Source organism: Pseudomonas sp. 58(2021) (genome assembly GCF_017491585.1).
In the GTDB taxonomy this organism is placed as follows: Bacteria; Pseudomonadota; Gammaproteobacteria; order Pseudomonadales; family Pseudomonadaceae; genus Aquipseudomonas; species Aquipseudomonas fluorescens_BT.
Window position 1 is genome coordinate 36,309 of sequence record NZ_JAFGYZ010000028.1, and the last position, 19,392, is coordinate 55,700.

A 19,392-nucleotide genomic window follows, 5' to 3' on the forward strand; every position below is an offset into this window, starting at 1 on the left:
CCGCCTACTGTTCCTGCGCCCGATAAGCCCCCGGTGTCAGCCCCGTCCATTTCTTGAACGCCCGATGAAACGCCGACGGTTCGGAAAACCCGAGCTGTTCGGCGATCTGTTGCAACGACAGATCGGCCCGCCCCAGGTGATAAATCGCGATGTCCCGCCGCAGTTGATCCTTCAATTCCTGAAAACTGGTGCCTTCCTCGCGCAAATGTCGGCGCAGGGTTTGCGGACTGATGTGCAGGTGCGTGGCCACCGCTTCCAGGTCCGGCCAGCGCGCGCTGTCATGGCTGAGCAGGCGGCGCAATCGGCTGCTCAGGCTGTTGCCGTCATCCGGTCGGGACAGCAGGTCGGCGGGGGAGCGTTCGAGGAAATGCTTGAGGGTGCGTTCGTCCTGCAGCAGCGGCATATGCAGATAGCGACTGTGAAACACCAGGCTGCTCTGGGAGGCGGAAAACGCCAGCGGGCAGGAGAACAGCAAATCGTATTCAGCCCCGTGCGCCGGTTTCGGGTAGCTGAAACCGGCCTGTTCCAGGCGAATCCGCTGGCCGATCAGCCAGCTGCCGAGGCGGTGCCAAATCACCAGCAGGCTCTCGCTGAGAAAGTGATCCGGGTCCCACCATTGCGCATCGTCGAGGCTCAGGCGTACCCATTCGTCTTCATGGGTCAGCGTCAGGCGCGGGGCATCGGGGAATAGGCTATAAAACAATAAGCCGCGTTGCAGAGCCTTTTCCAGGCTGCGGCAATGAATGATGGCGTGGCACATCATGGCGAAGCTGCCGGGTTTGCTCGGCGCGTTGCCGAAGCCCAGGTATTCGTCGTCCAGGGCCAGCCACAGGTTCTGGATCAGTTGAGTGAATTGCTCCGGGGCGATCCGCGCGCGCGGTTCGTCGAGCAGTTCGGGGCTGATGCCCAGTTGCTGCAGCAGGTCCGAATAGTCGTAACCCGAGCGCCGCGCGCCACCGAGGGCGGCGCGGGCAAAGTGACTGGCGATGGTGCGTTCGCGCATGGGCGGCAGATCCTTCCTCTGGCCGACCGATGGTAGCGGCTGCCTTTGATCGGTAACAAGGCGGATTTCCGCCAAATTGTAGGACGACGTCGGGCGAGTTGGCGGAAATCCGCCACACTTGAGTAACCGAACGGTGACACAGAAAAACCCGTATCCCCTGATATCAAAAGGCTTGCAGCGATTTGCACCAAAGTGGCACGACGTTTGCGATAAGAGCAACAGAAGCGTGCGCCGAGCCGGTCCGGAACAGCGCCGTTCGACACAACAAATCCCTCCAGTGCAGGAGGGTTCGCAATTCAAGTGTCGCGTACAACAGATGGATGTTGCCGCGCGGGACTCTTGAGGAACTTTGCAATGACGACTCGTCAGCCACTGTACAAATCCCTGTATTTCCAGGTGATCGTCGCAATTTGTATCGGTATCGCGCTCGGTCACTACTACCCGCAGTTCGGTGTGGCCGTAAAGCCGCTGGGTGACGGGTTCATCAAACTGATCAAAATGATCATCGCCCCGATCATCTTCTGCACCGTGGTCAGCGGCATCGCCGGCATGCAGAACATGAAATCGGTCGGCAAGACCGGCGGTTACGCACTCCTGTACTTCGAAATCGTTTCGACCATTGCCCTGCTGGTCGGCCTGATCGTGGTCAACATCGTGCAACCGGGCAACGGCATGCACATCGACGTCAGCACCCTCGACGCCTCGAAAGTCGCCACCTATGTGCAGCAAGGTGCTGACCAGAGCGTCGTCGGCTTCCTGCTCAACGTGATCCCGACCACCATCGTCGGCGCGTTCGCCACCGGTGACATCCTGCAAGTGCTGATGTTCTCGGTGATCTTCGGTTTCGCCCTGCACCGCCTGGGTGCCTACGGCAAGCCGATCCTGGACTTCATCGATCGCTTCGCCCACGTGATGTTCAACATCATCAACATGATCATGAAGCTCGCGCCAATCGGTGCCTTCGGTGCGATGGCCTTCACCATCGGCGCCTACGGTGTCGGCTCGCTGGTGCAGCTGGGTCAACTGATGGCGTGCTTCTACATTACTTGCCTGGCGTTCATCCTGATCGTGCTCGGCGGTATCGCCCGCATGCACGGCTTCAGCGTGCTGAAGATGATCCGCTACATCCGTGAAGAACTGCTGATCGTGCTGGGTACTTCCTCCTCGGAATCGGTACTGCCACGCATGCTGATCAAGATGGAGCGTCTGGGCGCGAAGAAGTCGGTGGTAGGTCTGGTGATCCCGACCGGCTACTCGTTCAACCTCGACGGCACTGCGATCTACCTGACCATGGCGGCCGTGTTCATCGCTCAGGCGACCGACACCCACATGGACATCACTCACCAGATCACTCTGCTGGTGGTGTTGCTGCTGTCCTCCAAAGGCGCCGCCGGTGTGACCGGTTCGGGCTTCATCGTGCTGGCCGCCACCCTGTCGGCGGTAGGTCACCTGCCGGTGGCCGGTCTGGCGCTGATCCTGGGTATCGACCGCTTCATGTCCGAAGCCCGCGCCCTGACCAACCTGGTCGGCAACGCCGTTGCCACCATCGTTGTGGCCAAGTGGGTCAAGGAACTGGACACCGACGTGCTGCAATCCGAGCTGGCCTCGGGCGGTCGCGGTATCGTTGACCAGCGTCACGAAGATGACCTGGGCGTGGCCGAAGGCCCGACCCCGAGCAATGTGAAGTAAGCATTGCTTGAATGGAAAAACCCGCTTCGGCGGGTTTTTTCTTGCCTGCGTTTTGAGCGCAACGGTCAGTGCAACTGATGCATCCGGTAATTGCCCCATCGCCGACGGCTGCCTAGGCTGCATGCATCGTTGATGGAGATCGCCCATGTCTGCACCGCTGGCCTCACTGAAAATTCTGGATTTCTCGACCCTGCTGCCGGGACCGTTCGCCTCACTGCTGCTGGCGGACATGGGCGCCGAAGTGCTGCGCATCGAATCGCCGACCCGACTCGACCTGGTGCGGGTCTTGCCGCCCCACGATCACGGCGTCTCGGCCAGTCACGCCTACCTGAATCGCAACAAGCGCAGCCTGGCACTGGACCTCAAACAGCCCGAGGCGCTGGAGCTGGTCAAGCGGTTGCTGTCGGACTACGACATCGTGCTGGAGCAGTTTCGTCCCGGCGTGATGGAGCGGCTGGGGCTGGGTTACGAGGCGCTGAAGGCGATCAATCCGAAGCTGATTTATGTCTCGATCACCGGTTACGGCCAGACCGGGCCGTTCAAGGATCGCGCCGGCCACGACATCAACTATCTGGCGCTGGCCGGGCTCTCCAGCTACACCGGGCGCGCCGACAGCGGGCCGTTGCCGCTGGGCATGCAGGTGGCGGATATCGCGGGTGGCTCGCTGCACGGGGTGATCGGTCTGCTGGCAGCGGTAATCTCTCGCCAACAGACCGGGCAGGGCACGCACCTGGACGTGAGCATGACCGACTGTGCGTTCAGCCTGAACGCCATGGCCGGCGCCGGGTATCTGGCCTGCGGCGAGGAACCGGGCCGGGAGGATCAGATGCTCAATGGCGGCAGTTTCTATGACTATTACCGTTCCCGGGACGGGCGCTGGATGTCGGTGGGCAGTCTGGAGCCGGCCTTCATGCAGCCATTGTGTGCGGCGCTGGGCCGGCCGGAACTGGCGGCGCAGGGTTTGTCACCCAAGCCCGAGCAACAGCGTGCGCTCAAGGACGCCTTGAAGATCGAGTTCGAGAAGCATGACTTTGCCGAGCTGTGCGAGCTGTTCGCCGGGATCGACGCCTGTGTCGAACCGGTGTTGAACCTGAGCGAGGCGGTGCAGCATCCGCAATTGCAGGCCCGGGGACTGGTGACGCAGGTGCCTCGTGGCGATGGCTCTGTGCAGGCGCAGATGGCGTGTCCGCTGAAGTTTTCCCAAGCGTTGCCGGCGCCTCGATATGTCGGTGCGGCGCTGGGGCAGCATACGGATCAGGTGTTGGGGGAGTTGGGTTTTAGTCCTGAGCGGATTGCCGAACTGCGTGCCGCGAAAGTGGTTGTATAGATCGTTCCCACGCTCTGCGTGGGAACGAGGTGGGGCTTACTCGACCCGCGTTTCGCCACTGAACACCAACGTGTTGCGACAGCGTCGGCACAAATACCGCCGCCCCTGTCTGACGAGACTATGGCGCTGCGCCGAAAACGGAAAATCGCTGTCCGCACACGGGCATTTGTAGATGTAGCGGGTCACGCTTCGGCGTTTGATTTCATAGGTGTGGCAGCGGTCCGGCGGCAGCTCGTAAACGCCGCGCATGATCAGTTGCCACTCCTCGCCGTGGGGCTGGATGCGATCGCCGAACAGTTGATGGGCGATCAGGTGCGCGACTTCATGGGCCACGGTCTGCTTGAGGAAGTGTTCGGCGTTTTCCCGGTACAGCTGCGGATTGAAGCGCAGCAGGTTCTCGTGCAGATGCGCGACCCCGGCTTTTTGCCCGCGCAGCTTGAGGCTCACCACGGGGCGTTTGAAAGGACGTTTGAAAAAGGATTCAGCGAGTTGGAAACAGTCTTCGACGCGGGTATTGAGTTGCTCGGGCATGCTTGATGGATCTCCAGAGGTTTGGAGTATGCCGCAACCGTCCATTCTTGCGAATCACCCGTCTGCCGAATGGTCGCGACGTCTGTTTCAGGCATGAGAAGGCCGCCTTGCGGCGGCCTGTGTTGGCGGATCTTGTTCTTCTCGGAAGGAGCCGGTTGCTAATTGGTGTAGACGGGCCCCACGCCCAGTCCCCAGACAATCACGGTAAACGCCATGATGGCCACCAGCACCACCAGACCCACCGCCAGCACCGAACTGGAGAACAGGAAACCCTCATCGGACGGAATGTTCATGAAGGTCGGCAGCCCCACGTACAACAGGTACACCGTGTAGCAGATGGCCGCCGTGCCGACGATCATCCCCAGCCACATGTGCGGATAGAGCGCCGCCAGGCCGCCGACGAACAACGGCGTCGCGGTGTAGGTGGCAAACGCGACGCAACGGGCCAGGCTCGGGTTGGCGTCATAGGTGCGGGCCATCCAGTGCACGAAGGCACCCATGACCGCGACCCCGCCGAGCATTGCCAGGTACGACATGACCGTCATCCAGATTGCGCTTTCGACGGTGAGCATGACCGGCGCGCGGTTGCCGATCACCCAGCCGACCTGGGTGGTGCCGATAAACGCCGAAACAGCGGGGATCGCCGCCAGAATCAGCGTGTGCGTCAGGTACATGTGGCTGATGCTTTCTTCCTGGTCGCCACGGATTTCCTTCCATTCCTGATCGGGGTGGGTAAAAAGTCCCACTACGTGATGGATCATGCCAGTCACTCCTCTCGTTATTGCCATCGCCCCCCAGCGGAGCGCCTACGGGCCAATGTGGCCGAGCAAATACAGGTCTTCAGATTGTGTGCGACCTTATGTCGCAGTATAGAAAGGTCTTAACCGCACAGGTATTAGGGTCTTAGAGCAAATCGCGCTGTAAACCGGCGGGGTAATCGCGTCGGGGTCTGTGCAAGCGGGCATTCGAGGGGGCGACAACCTGTGGCCACAAGCCAGGTGTTTTTGCGTAAAATGCCCGCCTTTCGTCACACCTCACGGATTTCGCGTCATGGGCACTCTTACGGTCAACCAGAACAAACTGCAAAAGCGCCTGCGCCGCCTGGCCGGCGAAGCGGTCGCCGACTTCAACATGATCGAAGACGGCGACAAGGTCATGGTCTGCCTGTCCGGGGGCAAGGACAGCTACACCATGCTCGACGTGCTGATGCACCTGCAGAAGGTTGCGCCGATCAAGTTCGATATCGTCGCCGTGAACATGGACCAGAAGCAGCCGGGTTTCCCCGAACACGTGCTGCCGGCCTACCTCAAAGAGCTGGGCATCGAGTACCACATCGTCGAGAAGGATACCTACTCGGTGGTCAAGGAGCTGGTGCCGGAAGGCAAGACCACCTGCTCGCTGTGCTCGCGCCTGCGTCGCGGCACGCTGTACACCTTCGCCGACGAAATCGGTGCGACCAAAATGGCCCTCGGTCATCACCGCGACGACATCGTCGAGACGTTTTTCCTCAACATGTTCTTCAACGGCAGCCTCAAGGCCATGCCGCCCAAGCTGCGCGCCGATGACGGGCGCAACGTGGTGATCCGTCCACTGGCCTACTGCAACGAGAAAGACATCCAGGCCTACTCGGACTTCAAGCAATTCCCGATCATTCCGTGCAACCTCTGCGGTTCTCAGGAAAATCTGCAACGTCAGGTGGTCAAGGAAATGCTCCAGGACTGGGAGCGCAAGACCCCGGGCCGTACCGAGAGCATTTTCCGCAGCCTGCAGAACGTGATCCCGTCGCAACTGGCTGACCGTAACCTGTTCGATTTCGCCAGCCTGAAGATCGACGAGACGGCGGCTTCGCGATTCGTCAACGTGGTGAACCTGTAAGCGATCTGATCGCTCGAAAGAAACGGCGCTCGCGGGCGCCGTTTTCAATTCATTTTTTAGGAGAGGGCATGCGCGACTACAAGTGGCTGCACGAATACTGTCTGAACCGCTTCGGTTCGGCGGCTGAACTGGAAGCCCATCTGCCCGTTCCCAAGACCCCGGCGCAATTGCGCAAGATCAGCGACGACCGTTACCTCTCGACCATGGCCCTGCGGGTGTTTCGCGCCGGCCTCAAGCACAGTCTGGTGGACGCCAAGTGGCCAGCCTTTGAAGAAGTGTTCTTCAAGTTCGACCCGGAAAAGGTCGTGCTGATGAGCGCCGAACACCTTGAGCGGTTGATGCAGGATGCGCGGATCATCCGTCACCTGGGCAAGCTCAAAAGCGTGCCGCGCAATGCGCAGTTCATTCTGGACGTCGAGAAAGAGAAGGGCAGCTTCGGCGCGTTGCTGGCCGACTGGCCGGTGACCGACATCGTCGGTTTGTGGACGTACCTGAAAAAGCACGGCCATCAATTGGGCGGGCTGTCGGCGCCACGCTTCTTGCGCATGGTAGGCAAGGATACGTTTGTGCCGAGCTACGACGTGGTCGCGGCGCTGAATGCGCAAAAGATTGTCGACAAGGTGCCGAGCAGTCTGCGGGATCTGGCGACGGTGCAGAATGCGTTCAACCAGTGGCATGAAGAGAGCGGTGGACGGCCGATGAGCCAGATCTCGATGATGCTGGCCTATACCGTCAATCATTGAGACTGAGTCGCCCGCATCGCTAGCAGGCTAGCTCCCACAGAAGATTTGTGAATAACGCCGATCCAGTGTGGGAGCCAGCCTGCTGGCGATGGCGTTGTGTCAGGCGGCGGAGACTTCGCCTTCGCCGGCCAGCTTGCGATTCAACTGATACCGCCACCGCACATACAGCAGCGCCGAGCAGAACACCGCCAGACTGGCGATCATCTCCAGCACGCCAAACAGCTGGCGGCTCGGGTCATACGCCGCCAGCGCGCCCTTGATGAAATACAGATTCACCACAAAGCACATCCACGAATGCCCGCGTGCGCTGCCCATGATCATGCCCGGTGCGAGCACAATCCACGGGATCAGTTCGATCAGCAGAATCACCCACGGCCGCGCGCCATGCAGGTCGGCGAACACCAGGTAATAAGCGGCGAGCAATCCGGCCAGGCCGAAAAAACACAGCAGACTGATCACCCGCATCGCCCGTACCCGTGGCTCCAGCCATTCGACGGCGGGCAGGACTTTCGGCTTTCTGGCCATCTCAGTTCCCCAGCTTCTGGGCCGTCTTGGCCAGGCGCGCGCCGAGGGCGCGGCACAGCGCCACTTCGTGCTGATCGAGACCGCTTTTGCCGTCGGCTCCGGCGTGATGGCTGGCGCCGTACGGCGTGCCGCCACCCTGGGTTTCCAGCAGCGCCGATTCGCTGTAGGGCAGGCCGGTGATCAGCATGCCGTGGTGCAACAGCGGCAGCATCATCGACAGCAGCGTGGTTTCCTGACCGCCGTGCAGGCTGGCGGTGGAGGTGAACACCCCGGCCGGTTTGCCGACCAGTGCGCCGGTCAGCCACAGGTTGCTGGTGCCGTCGAGGAAATACTTGAGCGGCGCGGCCATGTTGCCGAAACGGGTCGGGCTGCCGAGGGCCAGGCCGGCGCAGTTCTTCAGGTCATCCAATGTGGCGTACAGCGCGCCTTCATCAGGAATGTCCGGCGATACGGCTTCGCACTCGGTGGAGATCGCCGGCACGGTGCGCAGACGCGCTTCGAGGCCGGCTTGCTCGACACCGCGGGCAATCTGCCGGGCCATCTCGTTGGTCGAGCCGCTGCGGCTGTAGTACAGAACCAGAATGTACGGCGCACTCACGGCAGCAGCTCCAGGATCTGCTCCGGTGGACGGCCGATGACGGCTTTGTCGCCGGCTTCGAGAATCGGTCGCTCCATCAACTTCGGATGCGCCGCGATGGCGTCGATCAATTGTTTCTCGGTGAGACTGGCATCGGCCAGGTTCAGGGTCTTGTATTCGTCTTCGCCGGTGCGCAGCAGTTGTCGGGCGCTGATTCCCAGCTTGCCGAGCAAGGCCTTGATCTGCGCGGCGCCCAGCGGGGTTTCGAGGTAGCGCACCACGTTCGGCGTCAGGCCACGGGCTTCGAGCAGTTCGAGCGCACCGCGGGATTTCGAGCAGCGCGGGTTGTGATAAAGCGTCAGATCGGTCATGGGCGGGTCGCTTCTTGCGTAGAGTGGCGGCTATTCTAACTGTGCAGCGCGCAATCCAGAACCTTGGGAGGCGATGGGTCGCAGGCGCATTCAATTTTTCACAAGGAACACGACATGACACGGGCACTGGCAGCGGCATTGACGATCATCGGGGCGTTGATGCTGGGGGGCTGCGGTAACGACTACGGCATCGATCAGAACGGGCAGAAAGTCGCCTCCGAGCGCCTGGACAAGCAATGGGTGGTACTCAATTACTGGGCCGAATGGTGCGGTCCGTGCCGCACGGAAATCCCGGAACTCAATCATCTGGCCGAAGAGCTCAAGGGCAAGAAGATCGGTGTGTTCGGGGTCAATTTCGACAACGTGCAGGGTGAAGAGCTGAAGAGCGCCAGCGAAAAACTGGGCATCAAGTTCACCGTGCTGGCGCAGGATCCGGCGGAACTGTTCGAGCTGCCGCGCAGTGAAGCCTTGCCGGTGACCTACATCATCGACAACAAGGGCAAGGTGCGGGAACAGCTGATGGGCGAGCAGACGGCGGCGGGGGTGATGGCGAAGCTTGAGGCGTTGCAGGCGACCAACTGAGGGATCGTTCCTAACGCCGCCCCGGACGCTCCGCGTCCGCTGTGACGCAGAGCGTGGGAACGATCATTCAGTGCAGCAGGCTCAGCCTTCTTCCAGCCACCAGCGCAACGGCTTGCCTTCAGCCGGCCAGAAACGCATCTGTTCGATGGGCGAAATGTCCCAGCGCTCCACTTTCTCCAGAGCCTGGAGGAAGCGTTGCTCTTGCTCCATCAGCGCCGGAGCACACAGTTTGCGGGTCTTGCCGATCTTGCCGAAGCTGAGCTTGTCGCCATCGAGGGTGTAGGGCGCAAACCAGTGGTTGCAGCCTCCGTTGCCGTATGCCCGGCCGTCATCGCCGAGGGTCACGGTCAGGTGGCTGTAGTCCATCAGCGGCCGTTCACCGATCCATTCCAGAATGTAGCTGCGGTCCTGTTGCAGTTGCACAGGCTCCGCGGCGCAGCCCATCAGGCCGGCGCCGACAGCGGCGGTCAGGGCCAGGTGTTTCATCATGCAGGCTCCTGGCATTTCGGGCACAGGTGCTTGTCACCGACGGCTTTCCAGCCCAATTCGGCGATGCGTGCCGTGGCGGCCGGTTTCTCTGCCGGTTTGCCGAGCTTGGCGTCTACTGCGAATTCGAAGCTCAGTTCCTTGGCGCAACTGTCACAGTTGACCTGCCAGGTATGGATCGCCAGCTCGCCGAACACCGGGCCGGTGGTCATCGCGGTCCATTGTCCCGGCGGGTTGATCAGGTGACGCACGGTGTCGACGGTCAGGCGCATGGACAAGTCCTTGCTGCCCTTGAGGGTCACGACCAGCACGTCACCGATACGGATCGAGCCACCGTTGCCAGTGACCTGATAACGGCCCGGCACGAGGGCGCGGCATTCGGTGAGGGTGTGTTGCGGGTTCATCAGGGTGTAGCGGAAATCGTGTTCGACCATGGGTCCTCCAAATATGCGCGACATGCTAGCACGGGCTTGATTGCAGAATGATGCGGGCGTGTGACCTTCGATCAGGTTCAAATCGACAGCACAGTCGTGGCAAACTGCCGCCTTCATCTCTAAGGAACGGAACATGGCGCTGATCGAATGTTATGAATGCAAGCGGAGCATCAGTTCCGAAGCCAGGACGTGCATTCATTGCGGGGCTCCGATAGCGGAGGGACAGGCACAGGCTGCACGACCGGCCAGCGCCGCATCGATGATTTCCTTCGGCAGTCTGCCCCGCAACAAGGCTGTCCCCGAAGCCTTCGTCGCTACGCCTGCCGCGCAGCCTGAACCGAAAGTGCTGCCGGCCGCCGCCGGACGCAGGCGCCGTGCGCAGGCAGCCCGGCCGGTTGAGCCGGCGTGGGATCAGCAGGGCGTGCGCCCGGTGGAAGGCTGGCTGAAGATCATGGCGTTTCTGATGCCGATGGTTTTTGTCTGGTTCCTGCTGCGCCGGGGTCACTCTTTCCAACAGCGACTGATCGGCTTCGGCTGGCTCGGTCTGTTGATTCTGTGTGTGGCGATTTCTCCAGAGTCGCCACCTGCCTGACGCCTGATCGTTCAGCCTTGGACCTGGTTCTGCGGTGATCCCGCCGCCCAGGTCGCGATGTTGTGCAGGGTGGTCGCGGCAATCGCCCCCAGCGCCTCGCGGGTCAGGAATGCCTGGTGCGCCGTGACGATCACGTTGGGAAAGGTCAGTAATCGCGCCAGCACATCGTCCTGCAACGGCAGGTCGGAACGGTCTTCGAAAAACAGCTGCGCCTCTTCTTCGTAGACATCCAGCCCCAGATAACCCAGCTGACCGTCCTTCAGGGCATCGATCAGTGCCGGTGTGTCCACCAGACCGCCGCGGCCGGTGTTGATCAGCATCGCCCCCGGCCGCATGTGCGCCAGCGAATCACGATTGATCAGGTGTTTGCTCTGTTCGTTGAGCGGGCAGTGCAGGCTGATGATCTGCGATTGTTCGAGCAGTTGCGCCAGGCTCAGGTAGCGTGCGCCCAGTGCTTCGACCGCCGGGTTCGGATACGGATCGAAGGCCAGCAGCTCACAGCCGAAACCGTGCATGATTTTGGCGAAGGTCGCGCCGATCTGGCCGGTGCCGACAATCCCGACGGTTTTGCCCACCAGATCGAAACCGGTGAGGCCGTGCAGGCTGAAATCGCCTTCGCGGGTGCGGTTGTAGGCGCGGTGCAGGCGCCTGTTGAGCGCGAGAATCAATGCCACGGCATGCTCGGCCACCGCGTGGGGCGAGTAGGCCGGAACACGCACGACCACCAGCCCCAGGCGTTTGGCCGCGTTCAGGTCGACATGGTTGTAACCGGCCGAGCGCAGGGCGATCAGTCGGGTGCCGCCGGCCGCCAGGCGCTCCAGCACGGGAGCGCTGAGGTCGTCATTGATGAAGGCGCAGACCACCTCGTGCCGCTCGGCCAGTGGTGCCGTGTCGAGACTGAGCCGGGCCGGCTGAAAATGCAGTTCGATGCCGGCCGGGCAATCGGCTGCAAGGAAACTGTCGCGGTCGTAGGTCTGGCTGCTGAAAACGATCGTGCGCATGCAATCCTCCTGAAGCATCGACGCGGGCGCAAATCACCCGCGACCACTTTAGCCGTGTCGGCACGGGTCGGCATTGCCGTGGATCAGGCGCTGATCTTCGCCTGCGCCGCCAGACGATTGATCGCCCGCTCCAGTTCATCAAGGGCGGTGGCAGCCTTGGGGTCTTCCTGTTTGAGCAGGGTTTCGCTGCGCTGGCAGGCTGCGCGCAATTGTGGAACGCCACAGTAGCGGGTCGCGCCGTGCAAGCGATGGACCCGTTCGAGCAGACCGTTCTGGTCCTGGTTGTCACGGGCTGTGCGAATGGCTTCGCGGTCGGCCTCGAGCGAGGCCAGCAGCATCGCGAGCATGTCCGCCGCCAGATCGGCCTTGCCGGCAGCCAGACGCAAGCCTTCTTCATGATCGAGTACCGGCAGGTCCTGATGCCCCGTCGCGTTTTCACCACCACGGTCCGGTGCCTGATTGCGCAGCGCAAGGCCGGTCCACTTCAGCACCACTTGGGCCAGTTGCCGCTCACTGATCGGCTTGGTCAGGTAGTCGTCCATGCCGCTTTGCAGCAGTGCACGTTTTTCGTTGGCCATGGCGTGGGCGGTGAGGGCGACGATCGGCAGCGGCGTGCAATGGCGCTCGCTTTCCCACTGGCGGATGGTCTCGGTGCTTTGACGTCCGTCCATGCCAGGCATCTGCACGTCCATCAGCACCAGGTCGAAGGATTCGTTCTGTACGGCCTTGACCGCCGCATACCCGCTTTCCACGGCCAGCACCTTGGCGCCCATGTCTTCAAGCAGCGTCTGTACCAGCAGCAGGTTGGCCGGGTTGTCGTCGACACACAGCACTTTCGGTGCACGGCTCGACAGCGGTTCACCGGGCTCGCTGCGTATTTGTCGCGGGTTGACCATGTCCGACAATGCCCGGCGCAACTTGCGGGTACAGGCCGGTTTGGACTGGAGCTGGCTGTGGGGGTTGGGCACCGAAAGATGGAACAGCGTCAGTTCGGTGGTCGGGCACAGCACCAGTACCCGGCAACCGAGGTGTTCGAGATCCCAGATGTGCTGGTTGAGTCGTTCCGGCGGCATGTCGTTGCTGGTGATGCCGAGCACCGCAAGGTCGATGGCCTGATCGGTCTGATGGGCGCCGGTGATGCCATTGGTCAGGCTTTCCAGGGTATTGAACGGGGTGACGTCCAGACCGCAGTCTTCCAGTTGATGCTGCAATGCCTGACGCGCCAGTTCGTGGTTTTCCAGTACCGCGACCCGGCGCCCGAGCAATGGTGCGACGGGCAGGTCTTCGGCATCGTCGCGGGTCTTGGGCAGGCTCAGGCTGATCCAGAATTCCGAGCCTTCGCCCGGGGTGCTGTCGACGCCGATTTCGCCGCCCATCTGTTCGATCAGGCGCTTGGAAATCACCAGCCCCAGACCGGTGCCGCCAGGCTGGCGCGACAGCGAATTGTCGGCCTGGCTGAACGCCTGGAACAACGCCCGCACGTCCTGGTTCGACAGACCGATGCCGGTGTCCTGAATGCTGATGCGCAGTTGCACGCTGTCTTCGTGTTCTTCTTCGAGCATGGCGCGGGCGACGATGGTGCCCTCGCGGGTGAACTTGATGGCGTTGCTCACCAGATTGGTGAGGATCTGCTTGAGTCGCAGCGGGTCGCCGACCAGCGACAGCGGCGTGTCGCGGTACACCAGACTCACCAGTTCCAGCTGCTTGGCATGGGCAGCGGGGGCGAGGATGGTCAGGGTGTCCTGCAACAGGTCGCGCAGATTGAACGGGATGTGATCAAGCACCAGTTTGCCGGCCTCGATCTTCGAGAAGTCGAGGATTTCGTTGATGATCCCCAGCAGGCTGTCGGCGGACTTTTCGATGGTACCCAGGTAGTCGAGCTGGCGCGGGGTCAGCTCGCTTTTCTGCAGCAAGTGGGTGAAGCCGAGAATGCCGTTGAGCGGTGTGCGGATCTCATGGCTCATGTTGGCGAGGAACTCGGACTTGATCCTGCTCGCTTCCAGGGCTTCCTTGCGGGCCAGGTCCAGTTCGATGTTCTGGATCTCGATGGTCTCAAGGTTCTGGCGCACGTCTTCGGTGGCCTGGTCGACGCTGTGCTGCAGTTCTTCCCGGGCGTTCTGCAGGGTGCCGGCCATGCGGTTGATGCCGGACGCCAGTTCATCCAGCTCCTGACTGCCGAGGGGTGGCAGGCGGGTTTCCAGATGACCGTCCTTGAGCTGCGCGACCGCTTGTTTGATCTGGCTGATCGGGCGGTTGATCGTGCGCCCCATGCGCAGGGCCAGCAATGCGGCGCCGGCCAGTCCTGCGGCAATCAGCAACAGGCTGGCGAACAGGCTGCGGTAACCGCGCAGCAACATGCCGTTGTGCGAGAGTTCCAGCTCGACCCAGCCGAGCAACCGTTCGGACTCGTCAGGGATCATCTCGCCGGCCAGATTGCGGTGCTTGCCGAATACCGGCAGCAGATAGCGAGTGGCATCGTTGCCGCTGCGACGCAGCAAATGCGTGCTGTCGCCGCTCGGCGCCTGATTGAGCATGGTCGGGCCGGCGTGGGCCAGTGGCGAACGGTCCGGGCCGAGGAAGGTCACCGCACGGACATCCGGTTGTTCAAGCGACTGGGTGGCGATGCGTTCGAGCAGCTCGGCATCGCCGTGGCCCATGGCTCGCGCCACCAATGGGGCCAGTTGTTCGGCGATCATTTCGCCGCGCTGCATGAGTTGGGCCTGCAGGTCCGATTGCTGCGTCCAGGTGAAATAGCCGCCCAGCACCAGTGCCATCAGGCTGGTCGGCAACAGGGTCAGCAACAATACGCGACCTTTGATCCCCAGTTTCTTGAGCACGCCTTTCTCCTGCATCCCGCCGATCGTTGACTCACACGTGCTTCCAGCACGCGACATGGGCGCAGTGTAGCGATTTGCTTGCGGGCATTCCCGGGAAAAATGATGTCGTGGTTCGTCCTTCCTGACATCGGTCATTTGTCCGACGGGTCAACCTGGGGTTGCCCGGCAGCGGGCAATCTTGAATAATCGCTCAACTGAGAATTATTTGCAGATAGTCATGACTCCTGTCTCTGTTGGCCAGCCACGCATTCTTTCCATCGAAGACGATCCCGTGCTCGGTGCCTATGTTCACGAACAACTGGGACGCAGCGGTTTTCAGGTCACCTGGTGCCAGAACGGCAGCGAAGGCCTGAGCATCGCCCGTCGCCAGCCGTTCGATGTGGTGTTGATGGACATTCTGCTGCCGGGCCTCGACGGTCTGAACGTGCTGACTCAACTGCGCCAGAGCCATTCGACGCCGGTGCTGCTGATGTCGGCGCTGGGGGCCGAGGCCGATCGCATCAGCGGATTTCGCCTCGGTGCCGACGACTACCTGCCCAAACCCTTCAGCATGGCCGAGCTGCATGTGCGGATCGAAGCGATCCTGCGCCGGGTCGCCCTCGACCGTCGTCCGGCGGCCGTCGCCCCGGTGGTGCCGGTCGGCGGGCTGCGTTTTGACGACGAGCAGTGCGACGTTTTCTACCTCGACCAGCCCGCCGGCCTGACCCGCAGCGAATTCCGTCTGCTGGAAACCCTCAATCGCAATGATGAAGAGGTGCTGAGCAAGGCTTTCCTTTATCAGCACGTTCTCCAGCGTGGCTACGCGGCTCACGACCGCAGCCTCGACATGCACATCAGCCAGATCCGGCGCAAACTCAAATCGATCGGCTACACCGAACGGGAAGTGCGTACGGTGTGGGGCAAGGGCTACGTGCTGAGCGCCGTCGATGAAGGTGTCTGACCTGCCGGGACGGCATTCACTGTTCTGGAAACTGGCGTGTCTGCTGGTGGCGTTCTGTCTGCTGATGATCTGGCTGAGCTGGTCCTGGGGCCGGTACATGGAGGAGCGCAACCAGTTCCTCTCCGACGAGGCGCGGGGCACGCTGACGCGTTATGCCGCCGAAGCCGAGCGCGCCTGGCAGCAGGGCGAGCGCGATGGCATCGATAGCTGGTTGCAAAGCATGGAGCTGCGCGAAGCCGGCTGGGTCGGGGTGATCGGTGGCAATCTGCAGTCGCTGGGCAGCCAGCCGTTGAACGCTCAAGAGCTTCAGCGCCTGACCTTCCTGCGGGGTCTTGAGTGGCCGATTCACAAAAAGGGCCGGCCGTGGCTGCGGGTTCCATTTCCCACTGACCCGACCGCCGGCAGTCTGGTCATCGAGTTGCCGGAGCGATTTCTGCCGGGCAAATACCGGGTGTTCTGGCGGGTCATCACCAACGGTGTGATTCCCGGTCTGTTCACCCTGCTGCTGTGCGTCGGCCTGTATCGCCTGCTGGTGGTGCCGCTGAACAATCTGCGCGAGCAGGCCAATGCGTGGCGCGCCGATCAACTGAATGTGCGGTTGTCGAGCGGCATCACCGAGCGCCAGGATGAGCTTGGCGAACTGGCCCGTGCTTTCGACTCGATGTCCGAACGCCTGCAATCCACCGTGGCCCTGCAACAGCAACTGTTGCGCGACCTGTCCCACGAGCTGCGCACACCCCTGAGCCGGTTGCGAGTCGCCAGCGAAAGCGAGCAGCAGTTGCAATCGTTGCGCGAACGTATCGGTCGTGAAGTTGACGTGATGCAGCGACTGGTGGAGGACACCCTGCAACTGGCCTGGCTCGACACCGAACGCGCACCGTTGCCGGACGAAGCGATCCAGATCCAGGCACTGTGGGAAATGCTCACCGAAAACGCCTGCTACGAAAGCTGCTGTCCGGTGGGGCAGTTGCAGTGTGGGGTAGAAGCTTGCTGCTGGGTGCGCGGCAATCTCAACACCCTGGCCCAGGCCTTGGAAAACATCCTGCGCAACGCCATTCGTCATTCGCCACCGGGCGGTATCGTGCGGCTCGACGGGCGACGGGACGGCGATTACTGGCACTTGTGGCTGGAGGACCAGGGTGGCGGTGTGGCGGAAGCGGATCTGGAGCGGATCTTCTCGCCGTTCATCCGACTCGACGGCTCGCGGCCGGGGGACGGTGGATTTGGTCTGGGGCTGAGCATCGCGAGGAACGCGGTGCAACGCCAGGGCGGAACCCTGTGGGCCGAGAACGGCCCTTCGGGATTGCGCTTGAATCTGCGCTTGGTGGCGGATGACAGTGCTGTCAGTCCCGACGCGTTTGCTGGTACGCCGGTGCCCGCTGTGGACATGGGGCGCCCGCAGATTGTGTGAGCGGCACAACAGTCGCACCACTGGCGCGACTTTTACTTCTTATTCCAAGAAACCATAAGCACCACACTTTGCGTGATATGGCCTGCGCAGGTTTGCCGGTATGATAGGCGCCCCCGCTGTCCGGATTGCGAAAAACGCCATGACCTTGCAGTACCCAACCATCGCCGATTGCGTCGGCAACACGCCGCTGGTGCGTTTGCAGCGCCTGCCCGGTGTCACCAGCAACACCCTATTGCTCAAGCTCGAAGGGAACAATCCTGCGGGTTCGGTGAAGGATCGTCCGGCGCTGTCGATGATCACCCGTGCCGAGTTGCGCGGGCAGATCCACGCCGGCGATACGCTGATCGAAGCGACCTCGGGCAACACGGGGATCGCGCTGGCCATGGCTGCCGCGATCAAGGGTTACAAGATGATCCTGATCATGCCGGACAACTCCAGCGCCGAGCGCAAGGCGGCGATGACCGCTTATGGCGCGCAGCTGATTCTGGTCAGCCAGGAAGAGGGCATGGAAGGTGCTCGCGATCTGGCTCAGCGAATGGAAGCCGAAGGCCGTGGCAAGGTGCTGGATCAGTTCGCCAACGGGGACAATCCCGAAGCGCACTACACCACTACCGGCCCGGAAATCTGGCGTCAGACCCAGGGCTCCATCACCCATTTCGTCAGCTCCATGGGGACCACCGGGACCATCATGGGCGTGTCGCGCTACCTGAAAGAGCAGAACGACAACGTGCAGATCATCGGCCTGCAACCGATGGAAGGCTCGGCCATTCCCGGCATTCGCCGCTGGCCGCAGGAATACCTGCCGAAGATCTATCAGGCCGACCGCGTCGACCGCATCGTCGACATGGCGCAAAGCGAAGCCGAGGACGTCACCCGGCGTCTGGCCCGCGAAGAAGGCATCTTTTGTGGCGTGTCCTCGGGCGGTGCAGTGGCAGCAATGCTGCGCCTGTCCAAAGAAGTTGAAAACGCGGTGATCGTCGCGATCATTTGCGACCGTGGCGACCGTTACCTGTCGACCGGCATTTTCGACGCGCCCAACTGATGGCCAAGCATGAGAGAGGCCTGCGCTTCCAGCCCACCGGCGGCAGCAAGGCCCCGCAAATCCCGACCGGCAAAAAGCAGCGCCTGAGCATCGAGCGCCTGGCCAATGACGGTCGCGGCATCGCGTTTTTTGAAGGCAAAACCTGGTTCGTCCTCGGCGCTCTCGCCGGCGAAGAGGTCGAAGCGCGGGTGCTCGGCGCCCACGGCAAAGTGGTCGAGGCGCGTACCGAACGCGTGTTCAGCGCCAGTGAATTGCGTCGTCCCGCACCGTGCCAGCACGCCGGCCGCTGTGGCGGTTGCAGTGTCCAGCATCTGCCCCACAACGAACAGCTTGCCCTGAAACAGCGCATGCTCGCCGAGCAGTTGTCGCGAGTCGCCGGTGTTGAACCCGAGGAATGGGCCGCACCCTTGACCGGTCCGGAATTCGGCTACCGTCGTCGCGCCCGGATCGCCGTGCGCTGGGACAGCAAAGCCAGGAAGCTCGAAGTGGGTTTCCGTGCCGCCGGCAGCCAGGACATCGTCGCGATCAACGAATGCCCGGTGCTGGTACAGCCCTTGCAACCGATCATGACCCGCTTGCCGGAGATGCTCCGTCGCCTGAGCAAACCGCAGGCGCTGGGGCATGTGGAATTGTTCAGTGGCTCGTCCCTGGCCGTTCTGCTGCGTCACATGGCGCCGTTGTCCGAGGCCGACCTGACGATCCTCAAGGATTTCTGCGTGTTCCATGAAGCGCAGTTGTGGCTGCACGGCGAAAACGGGCCGCAACCGGTTGATGCCACGCAGTCGCTGGGCTATCGCCTGGAACAGTGGGATCTGGAGTTGGCCTGGCGACCGGGGGATTTCATCCAGGTCAATGCCGGCGTCAACGAAGGCATGGTTGCCCAGGCGCTGCAGTGGTTGAAACCAACCGCCGATGAGCGCGTGCTCGATCTGTTCTGTGGTCTGGGCAACTTTGCCCTGCCGCTGGCCAAAATCGTGCGCGAAGTGGTGGCGGTCGAGGGCGTGCAGACGATGGTCGATCGCGCCGCAGCCAATGCCGCTAGTAACAATTTGCATAACACAAAGTTTTTTCAAGCCGATTTATCCCAGCCTTTGACGGATGCCGAGTGGATCGGAAACGGCTTTTCTGCGGTACTCTTGGACCCACCGCGTGACGGTGCTTTCGAGGTGGTGCGCAAGCTCGCGACACTGGGTGCCGAGCGGTTGGTGTATGTGTCGTGCAACCCTGCAACTCTGGCGCGCGATACGGTCGAATTGATCAAGCAGGGCTACCGGTTAAAACGTGCCGGGATTCTCGATATGTTTCCTCAGACGGCACATGTCGAGGCCATGGCGTTATTTGAAGCGAGCCAGGATGGCTCGTCTGATCCGACTGATCGGCCCGTGCAGCACTTGTCTTAGCCCCACGAGTGCGAACGGGCAATCAA

Annotated in this window: 20 protein-coding genes; 10 read left to right on the forward strand and 10 right to left on the reverse strand. The window is 61.9% G+C overall.

All coding sequences use genetic code 11. The features are described 5' to 3' along the window. Positions 1-4: 4 nt before the first annotated feature. A complete protein-coding gene (locus J5M72_RS25385) occupies positions 5-1,003 on the reverse strand; it encodes an AraC family transcriptional regulator (protein ID WP_207867620.1) in 999 nt (332 codons plus the stop codon). 354 nt (positions 1,004-1,357) lie between these two features. Between J5M72_RS25385 and J5M72_RS25390 the strand changes: the two genes are divergently transcribed. Beyond that, a complete protein-coding gene (locus tag J5M72_RS25390; protein WP_207867622.1) occupies positions 1,358-2,692 on the forward strand; it encodes a dicarboxylate/amino acid:cation symporter in 1,335 nt (444 codons plus the stop codon). Positions 2,693-2,837: 145 nt separating this feature from the next. Next, complete coding sequence (locus J5M72_RS25395; RefSeq protein ID WP_207867624.1) at positions 2,838-4,019, forward strand: CaiB/BaiF CoA-transferase family protein; 1,182 nt, start codon at positions 2,838-2,840, stop codon at positions 4,017-4,019. A gap of 36 nt (positions 4,020-4,055) precedes the next feature. Here the strand turns inward: J5M72_RS25395 and J5M72_RS25400 are convergent, their stop codons facing one another. Then, positions 4,056-4,550: a SprT family zinc-dependent metalloprotease gene (locus J5M72_RS25400; RefSeq protein WP_207867626.1), complete on the reverse strand. Its 495-nt coding sequence runs from the start codon at positions 4,548-4,550 to the stop codon at positions 4,056-4,058. Between the two features lie 158 nt (positions 4,551-4,708). After that, entirely contained in the window at positions 4,709-5,311 is a 603-nt protein-coding gene (locus tag J5M72_RS25405) for a Yip1 family protein (protein ID WP_007917515.1), read from the reverse strand. A gap of 289 nt (positions 5,312-5,600) precedes the next feature. On the opposite strand from J5M72_RS25405, the gene ttcA reads away from it, so the two are divergent. Next, positions 5,601-6,425: a tRNA 2-thiocytidine(32) synthetase TtcA gene (gene ttcA / locus J5M72_RS25410; protein WP_207867628.1), complete on the forward strand. Its 825-nt coding sequence runs from the start codon at positions 5,601-5,603 to the stop codon at positions 6,423-6,425. A gap of 68 nt (positions 6,426-6,493) precedes the next feature. Further along, complete coding sequence (locus J5M72_RS25415; protein ID WP_085683575.1) at positions 6,494-7,168, forward strand: DNA-3-methyladenine glycosylase I; 675 nt, start codon at positions 6,494-6,496, stop codon at positions 7,166-7,168. Between the two features lie 99 nt (positions 7,169-7,267). Here J5M72_RS25415 and J5M72_RS25420 read toward each other — a convergent pair whose 3' ends face one another. From J5M72_RS25420 to arsC, 3 genes are read right to left on the reverse strand one after another with little or no spacing between them, the layout of a single operon-like run. Then, on the reverse strand, positions 7,268-7,693 hold the full coding sequence (locus J5M72_RS25420) for a DUF2069 domain-containing protein (protein WP_207867630.1): 426 nt from the start codon (positions 7,691-7,693) through the stop codon (positions 7,268-7,270). A gap of 1 nt (position 7,694) precedes the next feature. Beyond that, positions 7,695-8,291 (reverse strand): NAD(P)H:quinone oxidoreductase, encoded by a 597-nt coding sequence (gene wrbA / locus J5M72_RS25425; protein ID WP_085683574.1) that lies wholly within the window; start codon positions 8,289-8,291, stop codon positions 7,695-7,697. After that, positions 8,288-8,641: an arsenate reductase (glutaredoxin) gene (gene arsC / locus J5M72_RS25430; protein WP_207867632.1), complete on the reverse strand. Its 354-nt coding sequence runs from the start codon at positions 8,639-8,641 to the stop codon at positions 8,288-8,290. Before arsC ends, wrbA begins: the two co-directional genes overlap by 4 nt. A 114-nt stretch (positions 8,642-8,755) precedes the next feature. Between arsC and J5M72_RS25435 the strand changes: the two genes are divergently transcribed. Further along, positions 8,756-9,223 (forward strand): TlpA disulfide reductase family protein, encoded by a 468-nt coding sequence (locus J5M72_RS25435; protein WP_039772883.1) that lies wholly within the window; start codon positions 8,756-8,758, stop codon positions 9,221-9,223. Between the two features lie 81 nt (positions 9,224-9,304). Here the strand turns inward: J5M72_RS25435 and J5M72_RS25440 are convergent, their stop codons facing one another. Next, entirely contained in the window at positions 9,305-9,709 is a 405-nt protein-coding gene (locus J5M72_RS25440; RefSeq protein ID WP_207867664.1) for an META domain-containing protein, read from the reverse strand. Beyond that, positions 9,709-10,143, reverse strand: coding sequence for a hypothetical protein (locus tag J5M72_RS25445; RefSeq protein ID WP_007957770.1), 435 nt, complete (start codon positions 10,141-10,143; stop codon positions 9,709-9,711). Before J5M72_RS25445 ends, J5M72_RS25440 begins: the two co-directional genes overlap by 1 nt. A gap of 133 nt (positions 10,144-10,276) precedes the next feature. On the opposite strand from J5M72_RS25445, the gene J5M72_RS25450 reads away from it, so the two are divergent. After that, a complete protein-coding gene (locus tag J5M72_RS25450) occupies positions 10,277-10,735 on the forward strand; it encodes a hypothetical protein (protein WP_207867634.1) in 459 nt (152 codons plus the stop codon). Positions 10,736-10,746: 11 nt separating this feature from the next. Here J5M72_RS25450 and J5M72_RS25455 read toward each other — a convergent pair whose 3' ends face one another. Both J5M72_RS25455 and J5M72_RS25460 read right to left on the reverse strand, forming a co-directional pair. Next, entirely contained in the window at positions 10,747-11,736 is a 990-nt protein-coding gene (locus J5M72_RS25455) for a 2-hydroxyacid dehydrogenase (RefSeq protein WP_207867636.1), read from the reverse strand. A gap of 83 nt (positions 11,737-11,819) precedes the next feature. After that, on the reverse strand, positions 11,820-14,573 hold the full coding sequence (locus J5M72_RS25460; protein ID WP_169431482.1) for a response regulator: 2,754 nt from the start codon (positions 14,571-14,573) through the stop codon (positions 11,820-11,822). Between the two features lie 217 nt (positions 14,574-14,790). Here J5M72_RS25460 and J5M72_RS25465 point away from each other — a divergent pair, with 217 nt between their 5' ends. The 4 genes from J5M72_RS25465 (at position 14,791) to rlmD (ending at position 19,366) form a co-directional block, all read left to right on the forward strand. Beyond that, positions 14,791-15,513, forward strand: a complete 723-nt coding sequence (locus J5M72_RS25465) for a response regulator transcription factor (protein WP_207867638.1) — start codon at positions 14,791-14,793, stop codon at positions 15,511-15,513. Next, entirely contained in the window at positions 15,500-16,924 is a 1,425-nt protein-coding gene (locus J5M72_RS25470; RefSeq protein ID WP_207867640.1) for a sensor histidine kinase, read from the forward strand. The genes J5M72_RS25465 and J5M72_RS25470 overlap by 14 nt, the downstream gene beginning before the upstream one ends. 139 nt (positions 16,925-17,063) lie before the next feature. Beyond that, positions 17,064-17,966, forward strand: a complete 903-nt coding sequence (gene cysM, locus J5M72_RS25475; protein WP_169432681.1) for a cysteine synthase CysM — start codon at positions 17,064-17,066, stop codon at positions 17,964-17,966. Continuing rightward, positions 17,966-19,366 (forward strand): 23S rRNA (uracil(1939)-C(5))-methyltransferase RlmD, encoded by a 1,401-nt coding sequence (gene rlmD / locus J5M72_RS25480; RefSeq protein ID WP_169431479.1) that lies wholly within the window; start codon positions 17,966-17,968, stop codon positions 19,364-19,366. The genes cysM and rlmD overlap by 1 nt, the downstream gene beginning before the upstream one ends. Positions 19,367-19,392 lie beyond the last annotated feature (26 nt).